This window comes from Rhodoglobus sp. G.S.23 (genome assembly GCF_056675935.1).
In genome coordinates, this window is record NZ_CM155237.1 from 575,784 (window position 1) to 592,036 (window position 16,253).

Below are 16,253 nucleotides of genomic sequence, written 5' to 3' on the forward strand. Positions count from 1 at the left end.
CCGGCCTTCGTGTGTGCTCCAGCGAACTATTTGAGCTTGTCGGAGATGATCTGCATCACTGTAGTGTCAGCGAGGGTGGTGGTGTCACCAATCTCGCGACCCTCCGCGACATCCTGAAGCAGGCGGCGCATGATCTTGCCAGAACGTGTCTTGGGCAGTTCAGAGACGATGAAGATCTCGCGCGGGCGTGCAATCGCGCCGATCTCCTTCGCGACGTGCTGACGCAGTAGGGCACTAGCTTCGGCTGCAGTCTGGGCGTGCTCTTGGTTCGACTTGATGATGACGAAGGCAACGACGGCCTGACCTGTCGCTTCATCAGCGGCGCCGACGACTGCGGCTTCGGCCACGATCGGATTCGAGACGAGAGCGGATTCGATCTCGGTGGTCGACAGGCGGTGACCGGAGACATTCATGACGTCATCCACTCGGCCAAGCAACCAAATGTCACCATCTTCGTCGACGTGGGCGCCGTCGCCAGCAAAGTACTGTTCGCCGTCGAGCTGGGGGAACTTCGACCAGTACGTTTCCTTGAAACGCTCCGGGTCGCCCCAAATGCCGCGCAGCATTGCAGGCCACGGTTCGGAGACGACAAGCAACCCGCCATTAGGTGGGTCAACCCGGGTGCCATCTTCGCCGAGGATATCGATTTTGATTCCCGGGATCGGAACCTGCGCCGAACCGGGCTTGAGTGTCGTCAGGCCAGGCAACGCCGAGACCATGATCGCGCCCGTTTCGGTCTGCCACCACGTATCAACGATCGGGGTGGAGCCTCCACCGATCACGTCGCGGTACCAAATCCACGCTTCCGGGTTGATGGGCTCACCCACGGAACCGAGCACGCGAATCGAGCTGAGGTCGTACTGCTCGGGAATCTGACGCCCGGCCTTCATGAACGAACGGATGGCGGTGGGCGCCGTATAAAAAACGCTCACCCCAAATTTTTGGATGATCTCCCACCAGCGGCCCTGGTTGGGAGCGTCAGGGGTTCCTTCGTACAGAACCTGCGTTGCGCCGTTCGCGAGGGGACCATAGGTCACGTAGGTGTGGCCGGTGATCCACCCAACGTCGGCGGTGCACCAGTACACATCAGTTTCGGGCTTCAGATCGAACACGTTCTTGTGAGTGAAAGCGGCCTGCGTGAGGTACCCACCACTCGTGTGCAGGATGCCCTTCGGCTTGCCCGTCGTGCCCGAGGTGTAGAGCACGAAGAGAGGGTTCTCGGCGGGGAACCCCTGTGCCTCGTGCTCGGGCTCCGCTGCCTCAATCTGATCGTGCCACCACAGGTCGCGGCCCTCGGTCCACTCGACATCGTTGTCGCCGCGCTTGACGACCAACACATTGGTGACACTGGATTCCCCGTTGGCGAGTGCGGCATCCACTGCGGATTTGAGGGGAAAGACTTTGCCCTTGCGCCAGCCACCATCGGCGGTGACAACAAGCTTGGCGCTCGCGTCGTCGATGCGGCTGCGCAGGCTTTCGGCACTGAAGCCGCCGAAGACCACCGAATGGGCGGCGCCGAGGCGAACTGTGGCAAGCATCGCGATGACCGCTTCGGGCACGAGGGGCATGTAGATGGCAACAACGTCGCCCTGACCAACGCCGAGCGCTGACATTGCATTAGCGGCGCGCTTTACTTCGGCGGTGAGTTCGGCGTAGGTGATGCTGACGCTGTCGCCTGGCTCGCCTTCCCAGTGGATGGCTATGCGGTCGCCGTTGCCAGCGAGGACGTGACGGTCAAGGCAGTTGTAGGCAACGTTGAGCTCGCCGTCGGCGAACCACTTGGCGAATGGAGGAGTAGACCAATCTAGGGTTTCGGTGAATGGCTTGTGCCAGTGGACGTATTCCCGAGCTTTATCGGCCCAGAATTCGACACGATCCTCTTTGGCTGAGCTGTAGAGGTCGGCGCTCGCCTCCGAGGCAGCAGAAAAGGCCTCTGACGGGGCAAAACGGCGAGATTCGTGCAAAAGACTGTCAATGGAATTACTGGGCATTTGATCCTCTTCGATCGTGTGATTACGTTTCTTGACCACGTGCTTTCTGAAAGTATTCCACCGATTCTAGAACCTCCATTGCGGCCGCATACCGTTGCGTTACACTGAAAGTCGTCGAATGCAAGTTCGGCACGCGGCAATCTTGATTCCCCCCAATCGATTGCCGCGGTGGCGGCGTCTATTCCCCCCAATGGACGCCGCCCCTCTCTCGTTAACGGGCAGTCGTCGATTAACGGGCAGTCGTCGATTGATGGGCGGTTGTCGATCAGCCGAAGCAACTCCTCCACACTCCTTGCCATTGTCGTTGGGACACGAGTTCGAGCGGGCGCCCGTTCCTGTCGGATGATCGCTCTTACTGTTGCGGCGTGACTGAGACAGCGAGTGCCCCCGATACCGTTCCTTTTGTCGCCCGTCGACAACTGACTGCCGAGACCACTCGCAGGGTGGGTGTGCCCGTTGGCGGTACACACCGGGAGAGTGGGCCTATGCCGAGCGCGCCAGAGCTGAGTGGGTCAGAACCGAGTGGGCCGCTCGATGTTTCGGCGTCTGTCAACTCGGGAATCAGTCGCGCAATTGCCCCACCTCATGGAGGGCTGGTTCGGGATACTGCAGCACAGGTTGTGCACGAATTCGGGCCACTCGCCCCCTACGTCGGCCGGCCCAACATCACTGACGTATTTGTGAATGGTGCAGCGCACGTCTGGATCGACCGGGGTGGTGGCCTAGAGACGGTCGGCGACGTGGGGATGACCGAGGCGGATTTGCGCGCGCTCACGGTGCGCCTCATCAACCTTGGCGGCCGCCACATTGATGAAGCGACCCCCTGCGTCGACGTGCGGTTGGCCGGGGGCATCCGCGTGCACGCCGTACTGCCACCGATTTCACCAACCGGAACACTGCTATCGATTCGGGTCCCCAGCCGCCAACCATTAGGGCTTGGCGAACTCGACCTCGCCGGGTTCTTCTCCGAGGTGCCGCTTGCGCGAGTGAAGGCCCTCATCGACGGGCGCTCGAATGTTCTCATTTCTGGAGCATCGGGAGCAGGCAAGACCACGTTTCTTGGCGCACTATTAGGGGCGGCATCCGAGTCAGAACGCATTGTGGCCATTGAAGATGTTGCTGAGCTTCGAGTGGAGCATCCCCACTTCGTCTCGCTTGAGGCTCGGCAAGCAAACCTTGAGGGTGCTGGCGGCTATGGTTTGCCCGCTCTCGTGCGAGAAGCACTGCGGATGCGGCCAGACAGGCTCGTCTTAGGGGAGTGCCGTGGAGCGGAGATCCGCGAACTTTTGAGTGCGTTGAACACCGGCCACGATGGCGGTGCTGGCACGGTGCATGCGAATTCGCTCAAGGATGTTCCTAGCCGTCTTGAGGCGCTTGGCGCGCTCGCGGGGTTGGATGCTCCCGCAATCGCGCGGCAGGCAGTGAGTGCGATTGGGGCGGTGCTCCACATCGATCGAATTGATGGCAAGCGCAGGCTCACCCATGTTGGGCGGCTCGTGCTCGATGATCATGACCGGCTAGCGATAGCCGATCTCGAATGAAACGCGCTCCCTCGCAACTCCCTGAAGTCGCCAGTGTTACGCAGCGTTTGGCGGTCCTCCTGAACGCGGGGCTCGCTCCGTCGTCAGCGTGGCGGCACGTTGCTCGAGGGCGGCCAATCGAGAGCATTGCGGCGGCGGTAGCTGCGGCAGGTGATGATTCCGGTGGTGCTCCCGAACGGATCGTGCGTGCATCCGAGACTCTGCCCGCACTTGATCGGCAGGCTTGGAACTCTCTCGCTGCGGCCTGGTTCGTGGCTGGCCAGGTCGGAGCACCTCTTGCTGGTGCGCTCCGAACACACGCGAGGGCGCTGCGGATGCTCGTGCAGGTGCAGCGCGAAGTTGCCACAGCCCTCGCCGCCCCGGTAGCGACAGCCCGCATGGTGTTGGCGTTGCCTGCGGTCGGACTCCTGTTCGGCGCGCTGCTGGGTTTTGACACGTTCGGAGTGCTCGCAACAACTCCGATCGGGTGGGGCTGTGTGGTGATCGGCGTCGGACTCATTCTTGTGGCAGTGCGGTGGAACCGGCGGCTTGTGACGTCCGCGACACCCACTCGGGCGGCTCCGGGTTTGGAGTGCGAACTTATGGCAATCGCTGTCACTGGTGGTGGGTCACTTGTGCAGGCGCGGACTGTTGTGGCGCGGGCTCTTGAGCGATTCGAGCTTCCCGGCGACGGTGATCACCTAGACGAGGTGTTGCAGCTCTCACAGGAGGCAGGAATTCCGGCAGCTGAGCTATTGCGCGCCGAAGCCGATGAACTGCGCTTGACGGCAGATGCGGATGCCCGTGCCCGAGCCGCAGCGCTCTCTGTGCGGCTCATGCTCCCGCTTGGGCTGTGTGTGCTTCCCGCTTTCATGGTGCTCGGGGTGCTGCCGCTTATGGTCGCGGTCATCTCATCCACCGTCGCCGGATTCTGACCGTGTTCCACACCTTGGGGGCTGGCGCCTCGAGTGCTGCTCGGGCTCGACAGGCTAAAGGGACTCGGCCGCAGACTGCGCTACAGCGCACGAAGGAGTACTTCATGAACGATCCGCACCTTGCCCGTTTTCCCGCCCTCGAACCGGGTCGGGGGAGTCGCCGACGATTGTTCGAGCAACGAGCGCAGCCGCAGCGTACTCTAGGGCTCCGCGCTCGAGATCGCGGTCGAGCCTCGGTTCTACTCCGCTCCGAACGTGGCGCCGCCACCGCCGAATACGCCATCACCACCCTTGCGGCGGTCGGCTTCGCTGGCCTTCTCGTCGTTGTGCTTCGTTCTGGAGAAGTGCGTGGCATGCTCACCGACCTCATCCGCAGTGCGCTCTCCATCCCCTCCTAGAACTGCGAGACAGGGCAACGGCGAACGCCTTGGCCTCCCCGACCGTGGCAGCGTCACCGCAGAATTTGCTCTGGCGCTGCCCGCCGTCGTCCTTGTACTCGTGTGTTGCCTCAGCGGGGTGCAACTGGCCGGGCTGCAAGTGCGACTGCAGGATGCAGCAGCAGCGTCAGCGCGCAGTCTCGCTCGCGACGAAAGTGTCGCAAGTGTCGCAGCCACGGCATCCGCCCTCGTCTCCTCGGCACGACTCACCCCTCAACACCGCGACGACCTCGTGTGCGCCACCGTAAGCGCTCCAGCGCGCAACGCCCTGCTCGGGTTGCTGCCGATCACGCTCAGCGCCAGCAGCTGCGCGCTCGCAGGAGGTAAGTAGTGTCCTTCGGGCTCGAGCGGCCGGGTGCGAAGCGGCCCGGAGTGCGCAGTCAGGTGAGGGAAGCACGGGGCGCGGGCACCATCCTGATGGTCGGCCTCGTCGCTACCGTCATCGCACTTACCGCGCTCGTCATCCCGCTCTACTGGGCGCTGAGCGTGAAGCACGCGCTCGCCGGAGCAACCGATGCTGCTGCACTTGTGGCGGCCGACACCGCTAGTGGCCTCATCGCGGGTTTTCCCTGCACCAACGCCGAGCGACTCGCGGTCGCAAATGACGCCCATATAGAGGAGTGCACAGTTGATGGGCGTATTGTCACGGTTACCGCTAGTCGCCGCATCCTCGGCATACTGGTCACAACGAGCGCCACAGCAGGGCCACCCCCAACCAGGGCGGATTAGGCAACTGAGCGGTCGGTGTGTGTATTGTGTCGCTGACAGTGGCGCTGCCACCGGTCAAGTGCGTCATCACCCAAGGAGTCCCGTGTCTGGCACCAAAAAGCTTGTCATTGTCGAGTCGCCCACCAAGGCCAAGACGATAGCCAAGTATCTCGGTGACGACTACGACGTGCTCTCCTCGGTCGGCCACATTCGAGACCTCGTCGAACCTCGCAACCTGCCACCCGAGCTCAAAAAGGGTTCCCTTGGCAAGTTCTCTGTCGATGTCGACAACGACTTTGAGCCCTACTACGTCGTTTCCGACGCCAAAAAGAAAACCGTTTCCGAACTCAAGAAAGCGCTCAGCGGAGCCAACGAGCTCTACCTCGCAACTGATGAGGACCGCGAAGGAGAAGCCATCGCGTGGCACCTCCTCCAAGTGCTCAAGCCCAAAGTTCCCGTCAAGCGCATGGTGTTCCACGAAATCACCGAAGACGCCATTGAAGCGGCCATCAACAACACCCGCGACGTCGATACTGCACTTGTCGACGCTCAAGAAACCCGCCGCATCCTCGACCGCCTCTACGGTTACGAAATCTCCCCAGTGCTCTGGCGCAAAGTCGGCCCCGGCCTCTCCGCCGGCCGCGTCCAGTCAGCCGCCACCCGCCTCGTTGTTGAGCGCGAACGTGAACGCCTCGCCTTCATCACCGCCAACTACTGGGACCTCATCGCTCAGCTCTCGCCAGATAGCGAAACCAACGGCTTCGAATCAAAGCTTGTTCGCCTCGACGGCAAGCGTGTAGCCGCCGGCCGCGACTTCGACGACCGCGGAAACCTCAAGGGCGACGCTGTAGCGCTCGACGAGAAAGCTGCCCAAACCCTCGCAGACGCACTACGGATGCCCAGCACCACCATCACCGTGAAGACGGTTGAGACCAAGCCATACACGCGTCGCCCCGCAGCACCATTCACCACATCGACGCTGCAGCAGGAGGCCGGCCGCAAGCTGCGCTACTCCGCACGCCAAACCATGAGCGTCGCGCAGTCGCTCTACGAAAATGGTTACATCACCTATATGCGAACCGACTCTTCGTCGCTGTCGCAACAGGCCATCACCGCCGCGCGCACTCAAGCCGTCGCGCTCTACGGTGCTGACGCCGTGCCAGACAAGCCCCGCGTCTACGCCAGCAAAAGCAAGAACGCTCAAGAAGCCCACGAAGCAATCCGCCCTTCCGGTGACACTTTCCGCACCCCAAGCGAATTGCAGTCAACGCTGCGCGGCAACGACTTCAAACTCTATGAACTGATCTGGAAGCGCACCGTCGCCTCACAGATGGCCGATGCCAAAGGCTCAACGGCATCCATCACCATCACTGCCGGTGAAGCGCCCGTCGCCGAATTCTCGGCAAGCGGAACCATCATCACCTTCCGCGGCTTCATGCAGGCCTACGAAGAAGGCCAAGACGAAGAGCGCAACGCCACCGCCGAGCCAAAAGAAGCAAAGCTGCCTCCGCTCAAAGAAGGTCAGACGCTCACGCTGCTCGAGGTCGAAGCCAAAGGCCACGAGACCAGCCCGCCGCCTCGCTACACCGAGGCAAGCCTCGTCAAGAAGCTTGAAGAGCTCGGTATCGGTCGCCCATCAACCTACGCGTCGATCATCTCCACGATCATCGACCGGGGCTACATAACCCCGCGTGGCCAAGCACTTGTGCCCAACTGGATCGCCTTCTCGGTCATCCGTTTGCTCGAAGAATATTTCGGCGACTTGGTGCAATACGACTTCACCGCTGGCATGGAAGATGACCTCGACCGCATCGCCGGTGGCAGCCAGAACCGGGTCGAATGGCTCAAGTCGTTCTACTTCGGCGACGACAAGTACCGCGGCCTTCGCACTGTTATCGACAACCTCGGCGAAATTGATGCCAAGGAAATTAACTCGATGAAGCTGTCGGATGAAGTGACCCTGCGCATCGGAAAGTACGGCCCGTACCTGGAGACCCCCAGTGACGACCCCGAGAAACCGCGCCGCGTCAACATTCCCGAAGCACTTGCGCCAGACGAACTCACCCTCGCTAAAGCCGTCGAACTTATCGAGGCCCCCGTTGTCGGCGACCGCGTTATCGGCGTGAACCCCGAAAACGGCAAAGAGATTGTCGCCAAGGATGGACGCTTCGGCCCCTACGTCACAGAGCTCGAACCAGAACCTGAGCCCGTTCCTGAGCCAGTCGAAGAGATTGACCCCAAGACTGGCGAAGTAAAAAAGGCTAAGAAGCCTAAAAAGGTCGCCGTCGTAAAGCCGCGCACTGCATCCATCTTCAAAACGATGGAACTCGACGCAATCGACCTCGATACTGCGCTCAAACTGCTTAGCCTGCCCCGCGTTGTTGGTGTTGACCCCGAAACCGGTGTGGAAATTACCGCCCAAAACGGACGCTACGGCCCCTACCTCAAGAAGGGCGTAGAGACTCGATCACTCACCAGCGAAGACCTCATCTTCGAGATCGACGTAGCCGGGGCTGTTGAACTTTACGCGCAGCCCAAATACGGAAACCGCGCAGCATCCAGTGCCCTCAAAGAGTTCGATGCCGACCCTGTCAGCGAAAAGCCGATCAAGATTAAGGATGGCCGCTTCGGTGCTTACGTAACCGACGGCACGACTAACGCCACGATCCCTCGCGGCGAAACTGTCGAAGACGTCGACTTTGAGCGCGCCGTGCAATTGCTCGCCGACAAGCGTGCCAAGGGGCCAGTCAAGCGCAAGACGGCAGCAAAGAAGCCTGCCGCGAAAAAGCCCGCAGCCAAGAAGCCCGCAGCCAAGAAGCCAGCGGCCAAGAAGCCTGCAGCCAAGTCGGCCACCGCAAAAACGACTGCGGCAAAGACCACCGCTGCGGCAAAGAAACCGGCGGCCAAGAAGCCGGCAGCCGTGAAAGCTGCCGCATCGTCGGCTGACGAAATCAAGTAGCGTGCCCGGACTCTTCATTACCCTCGAGGGCGGAGATGGTGCGGGTAAAACCACACAATCGAAACTTCTCGTTGAGTGGCTTACCGCTGCCGGTCACACTGTAGTCGTCACCCGCGAACCCGGCGGAACCGACCTAGGGCTTGAGCTGCGCGAAATTGTCTTGCACCGCCGCGGCGAGATGAATCCGCGCGCTGAGGCACTGATCTATGCCGCCGACCGTGCGCATCACATCGCGACGGTGGTTCGCCCGGCGCTCGAACGCGGCGAAATTGTGGTTCAGGATCGCTACATCGACTCATCTGAGGCCTACCAAGGTGCCGGGCGAGTGCTCGGCGCTGACGAAGTACGCGAGCTGTCGCTGTGGGCAACGCAGGGGCTACTGCCCGATGTGACTGTGCTGCTCGACGTCGACCCGACCGACGGCCGCAAGCGCCTCGATAGTGCCCGCACCCGCTATGACCGGCTCGAAGCTGAGAAACAAGATTTCCATACCCGCGTGCGTGACGCCTTCCTCACTCGGGCTGCTCAGGAGCCCGATCGCATCCTTGTCGTGGATGCCGCACGCGACCTGAATGAGATCGCCGCCACAATCCGTGAGCGCATCCAGAATCACCTGCCACAACCCGCTTAGACTGAGCGCATGTCGTTGTGGGAGGGCCTAACAGGTCAAACTGAGGCGATCGCCGTTCTGTCGGCGGCAGCATCATCGTCGGCTTTGGGAAGCACAGACGAATCGTCAATGACTCACTCGTGGCTGATCACGGGGCCGCCCGGTTCCGGCCGGTCAAACATTGCCTACGCGTTTGCTGCCGCACTACTCGGCACCCGCGGCGACGAGACCGAAGAATCTGTGTACAAGCAGGTCCTGGCCCGCACTCACCCCGATTTGGGAGTCCTCAGCACCGAACGCGTCATCATCTCGATTGACGAAGTGCGCAAACTCGTCTCGTCATCGCAATTTTCGCCCTCGGTTGGCCACTACCGCGTGATGATTATCGAAGATGCCGACCGCATGGCTGAGCGCACCTCCAACGTGCTGCTCAAAGCGTTAGAAGAGCCGCCGCCGCGCACCGTCTGGATTCTGTGTGCTCCAAGCGAAGCAGACCTCATCCCCACCATCCGCTCACGCGTGCGCAGCGTTCGCCTTCGCACCCCCGCAATTGACGATGTCGCGCAACTGCTGCAAGACCGCGATGGTGTTGCCCCCGACATCGCCTTGCGTGCCGCGCGTGAAGCTCAAAGCCACATCGGCATGGCACACCGTCTTGCCACCAATTCGGAGGCCCGCGAACGACGCGAACGCACCCTCACCACCGTTCTCGACATCCGTTCGGTGTCCAATGCTGTGATTGCTGCCACGACTTTGCTTGACCTATCGAAGGCGGATGCCACAGCGCTCACCGAAGAGCGGGATGCCCAGGAACGTGAGTCAGCGCTTCGCTCGCTCGGTGTCGCCCCCGGCGGAACTATCCCGCCAGCGCTGCGCGCTCAACTGAAAACGATGGAAGAGGACCAGAAGCGTCGAGCTACCCGTGGACTGCGTGATGGCATCGACCGCATCATGGTTGACCTGCTTTCGCTGTATCGCGACATTCTGCTGACCCAGATCGGCGCTCCTGGCGAACTCATCAACCTCAGCATCCTCAACAACATCAACGCGGTCGCTGCCAGAACCACGCCCGTAGCGACCCTTGCGATCATGGATGGTATCGCTGAAGCGCGCCGCCGGATCGAGAGCAATGTCGCGCCAGCGCTCGCGCTCGAGGCAATGCTCGTGAAGGTCGCTGTTTCCGGTCGCGGCGCATGAGGCGCATCTTCGGCGTCACTGCCGCTGCGATTGCTGTCTCGCTCTTGCTGAGCGGTTGCGTCTCGTGGTTCATGCCGCCGGCATCAAACATGACGTCAACACCGACCGACGAGCCAGTGACTCCGGGACTTGAGCCCTACTACCAGCAGGTGTTGGAATGGGCGAACTGTGGTGATGCGCTGCAGTGTGCCACGGCGATTGCGCCGGTGGATTGGGAGAACCCCGAGGGCGAAAAAATCGAGTTGGCGCTAGTTCGTCAGACAGCGCGCGGCAATGACCGCATCGGTTCGTTGTTGGTGAATCCTGGTGGTCCTGGTGGCTCTGGGTTTGATTTCATCGCCGACAGTGTGGATTACGCCACGAGTGAGGCGCTCCAGTCACAGTTCGATGTGGTTGGTTTTGATCCTCGTGGGGTGAACCGTTCGACGCCGGTGTCGTGCTACTCAGAGCCGGCGGAGCTCGACGAGTACATCTACGGGATTACACCGGGGGAGAAGGGCAGCGACGAGTGGCTTGCGGCTTCCACGGAGGCATCTGCTCAGTTTGCGGAGCGCTGCCTTGAGGAGACGGGGCCTCTTCTGGGGTTTGTCGACACTCTGAGTGCTGCCCGCGATCTCGACATGCTTCGGGCCGCGCTTGGTGACACCACGCTGAACTATTTGGGCTACTCCTACGGAACGTTGCTTGGACAGGTCTACGCGGAGTTGTTCCCGGAGAAGACGGGGAGACTCGTTCTTGACGGTGCGGTTGACCCCGCGGCATCCGAATTTGAGGCAACGAAGGCTCAAGCTCAAGGCTTTGAGGGTGCACTTGATGCGTTCTTGGAGGATTGTGCTGGCGCCAACGATTGTCCTTTCACCGGATCGACTGAGCAGTCGCGGGCATCGATTCGCACTCTGCTAGATCGCCTCGATCAGAGTCCACTTGCGAATGCTGATGGTCGCCAGCTGGGCAGTGCGACGATGTTTACCGCGATCATTTTGCCGCTCTATAGCCAGGGCAATTGGGCGTATTTGCGCCAACTTTTCACCACCGTGATGGAGGGCGATGCGAGCATTGCGTTCGATCTCGCCGACAGCTACAACGGTCGTGGCGCAGATGGCAGCTATGCGGAGAATCAGACGGAAGCGTTCGTTGCAATCAATTGTTTGGATGCCCGCGAGCCCGCCGATTCTGCCCGCATGCGCGAACAGGCTGCTGCCTTAGCTGTCGCTGCTCCGATCTTTGGGCCGCAGATGTCTTACGGAGATCCGGGGTGCGCTAATTGGCCGGTGGAGGCGAAGCGCGAGCGGGTGGCGATTGCGGCTCCTGGAGCGGCCGACATGTTGGTGATCGGTACGACAAACGATCCCGCAACTCCGTATGCGTGGGCGGAGACTGTTGCCGCCAATCTTGAGAGCGGGCACCTCATTACCTACAACGGTGAGGGCCACACAGCATACAACAAGTCGAACGACTGCGTGAATTCCACCGTGGAAGACTTTCTGTTGAAGGGCGTGGTTCCGGCCGCCGACCCCAACTGCTAACCGCTAGGCTCAGGGCCGTGAAGTTCACCCGTGCTAGTTCCTCTGTCCGCGCCCGCAGGTTCAGCCTTGTGGCGACTGCCGCGGCAGTGACGGTGCTGCTGAGTGGCTGTGTGAATATCCTCGACTTGCTCGTCGGCGAACGTTCGGAACCAACCGGCGAAACGGTTTCCGCGGAACTTGCCCCGTACTACGAGCAAGTACTCACGTGGGTTGACTGTGATGACGGCGCTCAGTGCGCGACGGCGACAGCGCCAATGGATTGGGCTAATCCCTCGCCCGAAACAGACATCACTCTGGCGCTTGCTCGACATGAGGCGACCGGCGAAAGCTTGGGGTCGCTGTTTGTGAATCCTGGTGGGCCTGGGGCTTCAGGTTTTGATCTCATTCATGATGATGTCGATTTTGCGGTGAGTTCGACGCTTCGCGAAAATTACGATGTTATCGGATGGGATCCTCGCGGGGTTGGCCGCTCGACTCCGGTGACGTGTCTCGACGACGATGGACTCGATGATTTCGTTTACGGGATCCCGGATGCCGAGGTCGGCAGCGATGCGTGGCTTGCTGAGAGTGAAGAAGCGGCGATCAGCTTTGGTCAAGCGTGCTTTAACAACACCGGTCCGATCCTGCAGTTCATCGACACCCAGAGCACGGTGCACGATCTCGACATGTTGCGGGCGATTGTTGGCGACGAGAAGCTGCAGTACTTGGGTTATTCCTATGGCAGCGATATCGGTTCGTACTATCTAGAAAACTTTCCCCAGAACGCTGGGCGCATTGTGCTCGACGGTGCAACAGACTCGTCAATCTCGGTGTTCGAGGTGGGGCTCGTGCAAACGGCGGGATTCCAGCGGGCGCTCGAAAACTATTTGGCAGCCTGCCCCACGTCGTTTGACGATTGTCCTTTCACAGCGGGCGTGGATGCCGCACTCGCGACCATCCGCGAACTTTATGACCGCTATGACGCTCAACCGGTTGCTGCCCCCGATGGCCGCATGATGGATGCCGGTGTCATCGATATTGCGATGAGTACTGCACTCTATTCTCAAGATTCGTGGCCGTTTCTTAACGATCTCTTCTCAGAGGCTGCTCGAGGCGGAACGGATACCGCATTCTTCTTGGCCGATTTCTACTACAGCCGCGCTAGCGATGGCACCTACACCGACAACTCGCTTGAAGCTTTTATCGCGATTTACTGTGTTGACTACCCGGTCGAGACTGACCCTGCCGTGTTAGTCGAACAACAGAAATTGATGCAGGCGGCATCGCCAACCACGTATCGGGACTTCCCCCCGACCGCAGACCTCACGTGCCTGAATTGGCCCTATAAGTACATCGGCCCTGGTATCACTGAGCTGACAGGTGCCGGGGCACCACCGGTCCTCATCATTTCGACAACCGGTGACCCAGCGACACCGTACGAGTGGGGGGTCGCCTTGAGTAAGCAGCTTCAGAGCGCTCAACTCATCACCTACAACGGAGAAGGGCACACCGCCTACAACGGCGGAGTTGCCTGTGTGGATGATGCTGTCGACAACTACTTCGTGCGCGGAACGGTGCCCAATACCGACCCCAACTGTGGCGCCAAGCGCTGACTTCACGGTGACGGCTTTGGAGCCCCGAATCTTCGGCTAAGCTATCTTGCTGTGCCTCATGAAAATGCGGCCGGCCGCCTTAGCTCAGTTGGTAGAGCATCTCACTCGTAATGAGAAGGTCGTCAGTTCGATTCTGACAGGCGGCTCCACCAGAGTGCAGCTACGTCGCCAGTTCGCCGATTTCAAGGCTTGTCAGGCAAGCTCCCATGCCCGTCTCTTAAACTCGGGTTATGAAGTACCGAAATGAGCCGATCTATACCGCAGCGATTGGCGCTGGTCGCGCAATGTTTGGTGCCCTCCGGGTGCGTCGTACCGTTATCGGTGCGGAGAATATGCCCGATACGGGCGGTGCCGTCATAGCGATGACCCACTTTGGGTATTTGGAATTTGCTCTCGTCGAGTGGGCGACCTGGTTGCATAACCGCCGCCGCATCCGCTTCATGGCGAAGAAGAGTGTCTTCGACAAACGGGTGGTCGGGTCATTCATGCGCAACATGAAGCACATCCCGGTCGATATGAAGGCGGGAGCTAGCGCATATGCCGCGGCCGTGTCAGCACTGAAGTCTGGCGAATTGATTGGAGTCTTTCCCGAAGCCGGGGTGAGCGCGTCATTCACGATTCGTGATTTTAAGACTGGCGCGGTGCGATTGGCCGCTGAAGCTGGAGTGCCCCTCATTCCGCTCGCGGTGTGGGGCGGGCAACGCCTCATGACCAAAAACCGCAAGATCACACTGCGCGAGCGAATCGGTGTTCCCATCATGATGGTCGTCGGTGAGCCCATCATGGTGTCGGTTGCGGATGACGCGAATGCCGCAACCGCGCAACTCAAGGCAACTATGGAACGTCTCCTTGAAAAGGCGCAACAGAACTATCCGCTTGAGGGAACCGGGCAGTGGTGGCAGCCACGCCAGCTCGGGGGAACAGCCCCGACCCCAGAAGAGGCCGCGGCAGCCGATGCCGAGCGCGAATTGCGCCGGGCTCAGTCTTCTCGCAATCGTCGATAGTCGAGCAATGCCCTTGGGTTGTGGTCCCGTCCCCAACTGGGGCTACCCGTGTGGATGAAATCGCCAGCAGGTCTGCTTAGGATTAGATTAACCAACGACATGCGATTGCGGCGCGACTCTACAGAGCTGACCGCGTTCGCATCCATCTAAACGGCATACCCGGTGTGAACCGGCGATGCTACGCCACGGGACCTCACAAAGGTTGGCCGGGTTATTGAACTGAAACTTTATTTGTCATGCGCAAGAACGTCCCCACTGCTAAATCCGTTGCGTGTACCGGCGCCGCTGAGGCTGCTATCGAAGTCTTGGATCGCGACAGGACGGTTGCGCCGGTTGCTACCACGTCGCCAAGGAGCGCCGTACGAAGCTGGCTTTCCTCATTCGTTCTGCGCGCGGGCGTCGCAGCCGGAGAGAGACGTGCTCGGGATCTTCCGAGCCCCACTGACCATCCCAGCGGGCACGCACGGGGCGCGAACAGCCAGAGGTTGCTCCTGGTGGGATCTGGACCAGCAGTTGGTTGGGGGGTCACCAGTCACGAACTCGCCCTGCCCGGTGCCCTCGCCCGGGCCTTATCGAATCTGACCGGTTTCGGCTTCACGGTAGATGTCATCGCCGATCCGAGCATGGATGCTGCCAGCGCTCTCGACGCGATAACATCCGTTCCCTCCCATCGCTACGACGCTGTGATTGTCACGGTCGGGGTCAACGACGCTCTGACTCTTACGCCGCCGAGGCAGTGGAGAAGCCGGATACGCGAAATGATGGATGGATTTGTGGCCAGTTTCCCGATGGATTCGCCACTTTTTGTTGTGGGCATTCAGCCCATCGAGTCCATCCCCCTCTTTAGCGCCAGGGTTAGCGCGATAGCTGATGCTCATGCGCGCCTTCTCAACCAGGCGACTGTGGATCTGACATCGCTCGAACCACGTGCCGTGTACCTGCCGCTGCAGCCTCCTTCCGCTCAGGATTCTCCCCTAAATGACGACCGATATCGGACAGGGCAGGAGTACGCGCGTTGGGCATCACAGCTCGCCCCCGAGATCGTCGACCATCTTGGTGGTGCTCCGCGCGACACCCGTGATACCGGCACTCCGATTTCGGGGGAGGAAAGTGCTCGCCAGCTCGCTGTCGACCTTCTCTCCGCTGCTCCTCACGACAATGACCTCACTCTCAGCCTTAATCGCATTGCCACGCTAGCGAAAAGCGCGTTTCAGGCCCAAACGGCTCTCATTACCGTCCTCGGCCCAGACTCTCAATGGAATCTTGCCCAATCCGGCCCTGAGCTGGGGGAAGTGCCACGCAACGTTTCGCTCTGCGAAACCACTATCCAGTTCGGCGACATCTTCGTCATCCCTGACACGCTTGCGGATGCGCGTTTTCGCGATAATCCGCTGGTAACTTCCGGCCCCCAGATCCGCTTCTATGCAGGATTTCCGATAGAGGCGCCCTCCGGCGTCCGGATTGGGGCTCTCTGCGTCATAGACACACGAGCCCGGAGCCACGACGGCGACCTGAATGAGCCGCTGTTGCGAGAATTGGCCCTCATGGCTCAGCGGGAACTCTGGCGACACTTGCGTGCAGACGGGCCGTCTGAATCATGATCCGCAAAGTTCACGATGCGGTTGTGGACGCTCAACTAAGGCGACCTAAATAGCGAAAGCCCGCTCTTCACGCTCGAGCAAAGTCGTGGACTCGGCCCGATTTGGGTCAACTCGCAGTCAAGCTCCTCATGCTGAATTTGGGCCACGGACCTGTCCCCCAAAGGGAGGATAGA

General features: G+C 60.6%; 13 protein-coding genes and 1 tRNA gene. 13 read left to right on the forward strand and 1 reads right to left on the reverse strand.

What is annotated here, in order from left to right; all coding sequences use genetic code 11:
• Window positions 1–26: 26 nt before the first annotated feature.
• Window positions 27–1,991, reverse strand: coding sequence for an acetate--CoA ligase (gene acs, locus AC1ENN_RS02800; RefSeq protein ID WP_449648329.1), 1,965 nt, complete (start codon window positions 1,989–1,991; stop codon window positions 27–29).
• Window positions 1,992–2,356: 365 nt separating this feature from the next.
• Between acs and AC1ENN_RS02805 the strand changes: the two genes are divergently transcribed.
• The 13 genes from AC1ENN_RS02805 (at window position 2,357) to AC1ENN_RS02865 (ending at window position 16,080) form a co-directional block, all read left to right on the forward strand.
• Window positions 2,357–3,532: a TadA family conjugal transfer-associated ATPase gene (locus AC1ENN_RS02805; RefSeq protein WP_449648328.1), complete on the forward strand. Its 1,176-nt coding sequence runs from the start codon at window positions 2,357–2,359 to the stop codon at window positions 3,530–3,532.
• A complete protein-coding gene (locus tag AC1ENN_RS02810) occupies window positions 3,529–4,446 on the forward strand; it encodes a type II secretion system F family protein (protein WP_449648327.1) in 918 nt (305 codons plus the stop codon). Before AC1ENN_RS02805 ends, AC1ENN_RS02810 begins: the two co-directional genes overlap by 4 nt.
• A gap of 104 nt (window positions 4,447–4,550) precedes the next feature.
• Complete coding sequence (locus AC1ENN_RS02815; RefSeq protein ID WP_449648326.1) at window positions 4,551–4,844, forward strand: DUF4244 domain-containing protein; 294 nt, start codon at window positions 4,551–4,553, stop codon at window positions 4,842–4,844.
• Window positions 4,795–5,214: a TadE family type IV pilus minor pilin gene (locus tag AC1ENN_RS02820; RefSeq protein ID WP_480391704.1), complete on the forward strand. Its 420-nt coding sequence runs from the start codon at window positions 4,795–4,797 to the stop codon at window positions 5,212–5,214. The genes AC1ENN_RS02815 and AC1ENN_RS02820 overlap by 50 nt, the downstream gene beginning before the upstream one ends.
• Complete coding sequence (locus AC1ENN_RS02825) at window positions 5,214–5,612, forward strand: Rv3654c family TadE-like protein (protein WP_480406627.1); 399 nt, start codon at window positions 5,214–5,216, stop codon at window positions 5,610–5,612. Before AC1ENN_RS02820 ends, AC1ENN_RS02825 begins: the two co-directional genes overlap by 1 nt.
• A gap of 82 nt (window positions 5,613–5,694) precedes the next feature.
• Window positions 5,695–8,550: a type I DNA topoisomerase gene (gene topA / locus AC1ENN_RS02830; protein ID WP_480406628.1), complete on the forward strand. Its 2,856-nt coding sequence runs from the start codon at window positions 5,695–5,697 to the stop codon at window positions 8,548–8,550.
• Window position 8,551: 1 nt separating this feature from the next.
• A complete protein-coding gene (gene tmk, locus AC1ENN_RS02835; protein ID WP_449648322.1) occupies window positions 8,552–9,181 on the forward strand; it encodes a dTMP kinase in 630 nt (209 codons plus the stop codon).
• Between the two features lie 9 nt (window positions 9,182–9,190).
• On the forward strand, window positions 9,191–10,357 hold the full coding sequence (locus AC1ENN_RS02840) for a DNA polymerase III subunit delta' (protein WP_449648321.1): 1,167 nt from the start codon (window positions 9,191–9,193) through the stop codon (window positions 10,355–10,357).
• Window positions 10,354–11,883, forward strand: a complete 1,530-nt coding sequence (locus tag AC1ENN_RS02845; protein ID WP_449648320.1) for an alpha/beta hydrolase — start codon at window positions 10,354–10,356, stop codon at window positions 11,881–11,883. Before AC1ENN_RS02840 ends, AC1ENN_RS02845 begins: the two co-directional genes overlap by 4 nt.
• A gap of 17 nt (window positions 11,884–11,900) precedes the next feature.
• Window positions 11,901–13,475 carry an alpha/beta hydrolase gene (locus AC1ENN_RS02850; protein WP_480406629.1) on the forward strand — a complete coding sequence of 525 codons (1,575 nt, stop codon included), beginning with the start codon at window positions 11,901–11,903 and terminating at the stop codon, window positions 13,473–13,475.
• A 73-nt stretch (window positions 13,476–13,548) separates the two neighbouring features.
• Window positions 13,549–13,624: transfer RNA gene (locus AC1ENN_RS02855), tRNA-Thr, on the forward strand.
• An 81-nt stretch (window positions 13,625–13,705) separates the two neighbouring features.
• A complete protein-coding gene (locus AC1ENN_RS02860; protein ID WP_449648318.1) occupies window positions 13,706–14,479 on the forward strand; it encodes a lysophospholipid acyltransferase family protein in 774 nt (257 codons plus the stop codon).
• Between the two features lie 494 nt (window positions 14,480–14,973).
• Window positions 14,974–16,080, forward strand: a complete 1,107-nt coding sequence (locus AC1ENN_RS02865; RefSeq protein WP_449648317.1) for a GAF domain-containing protein — start codon at window positions 14,974–14,976, stop codon at window positions 16,078–16,080.
• Window positions 16,081–16,253 lie beyond the last annotated feature (173 nt).

Bases quoted from the DNA above. Each gene is read 5' to 3' on its own strand.
- AC1ENN_RS02860 (WP_449648318.1), top strand. From the start codon at position 13,706: ATGAAGTACCGAAATGAGCCGATCTATACCGCAGCGATTGGCGCTGGT.
- AC1ENN_RS02810 (WP_449648327.1), top strand. From the start codon at position 3,529: ATGAAACGCGCTCCCTCGCAACTCCCTGAAGTCGCCAGTGTTACGCAG.
- acs (WP_449648329.1), bottom strand. From the start codon at position 1,991: ATGCCCAGTAATTCCATTGACAGTCTTTTGCACGAATCTCGCCGTTTT.
- AC1ENN_RS02840 (WP_449648321.1), top strand. From the start codon at position 9,191: ATGTCGTTGTGGGAGGGCCTAACAGGTCAAACTGAGGCGATCGCCGTT.
- AC1ENN_RS02845 (WP_449648320.1), top strand. From the start codon at position 10,354: ATGAGGCGCATCTTCGGCGTCACTGCCGCTGCGATTGCTGTCTCGCTC.
- AC1ENN_RS02815 (WP_449648326.1), top strand. From the start codon at position 4,551: ATGAACGATCCGCACCTTGCCCGTTTTCCCGCCCTCGAACCGGGTCGG.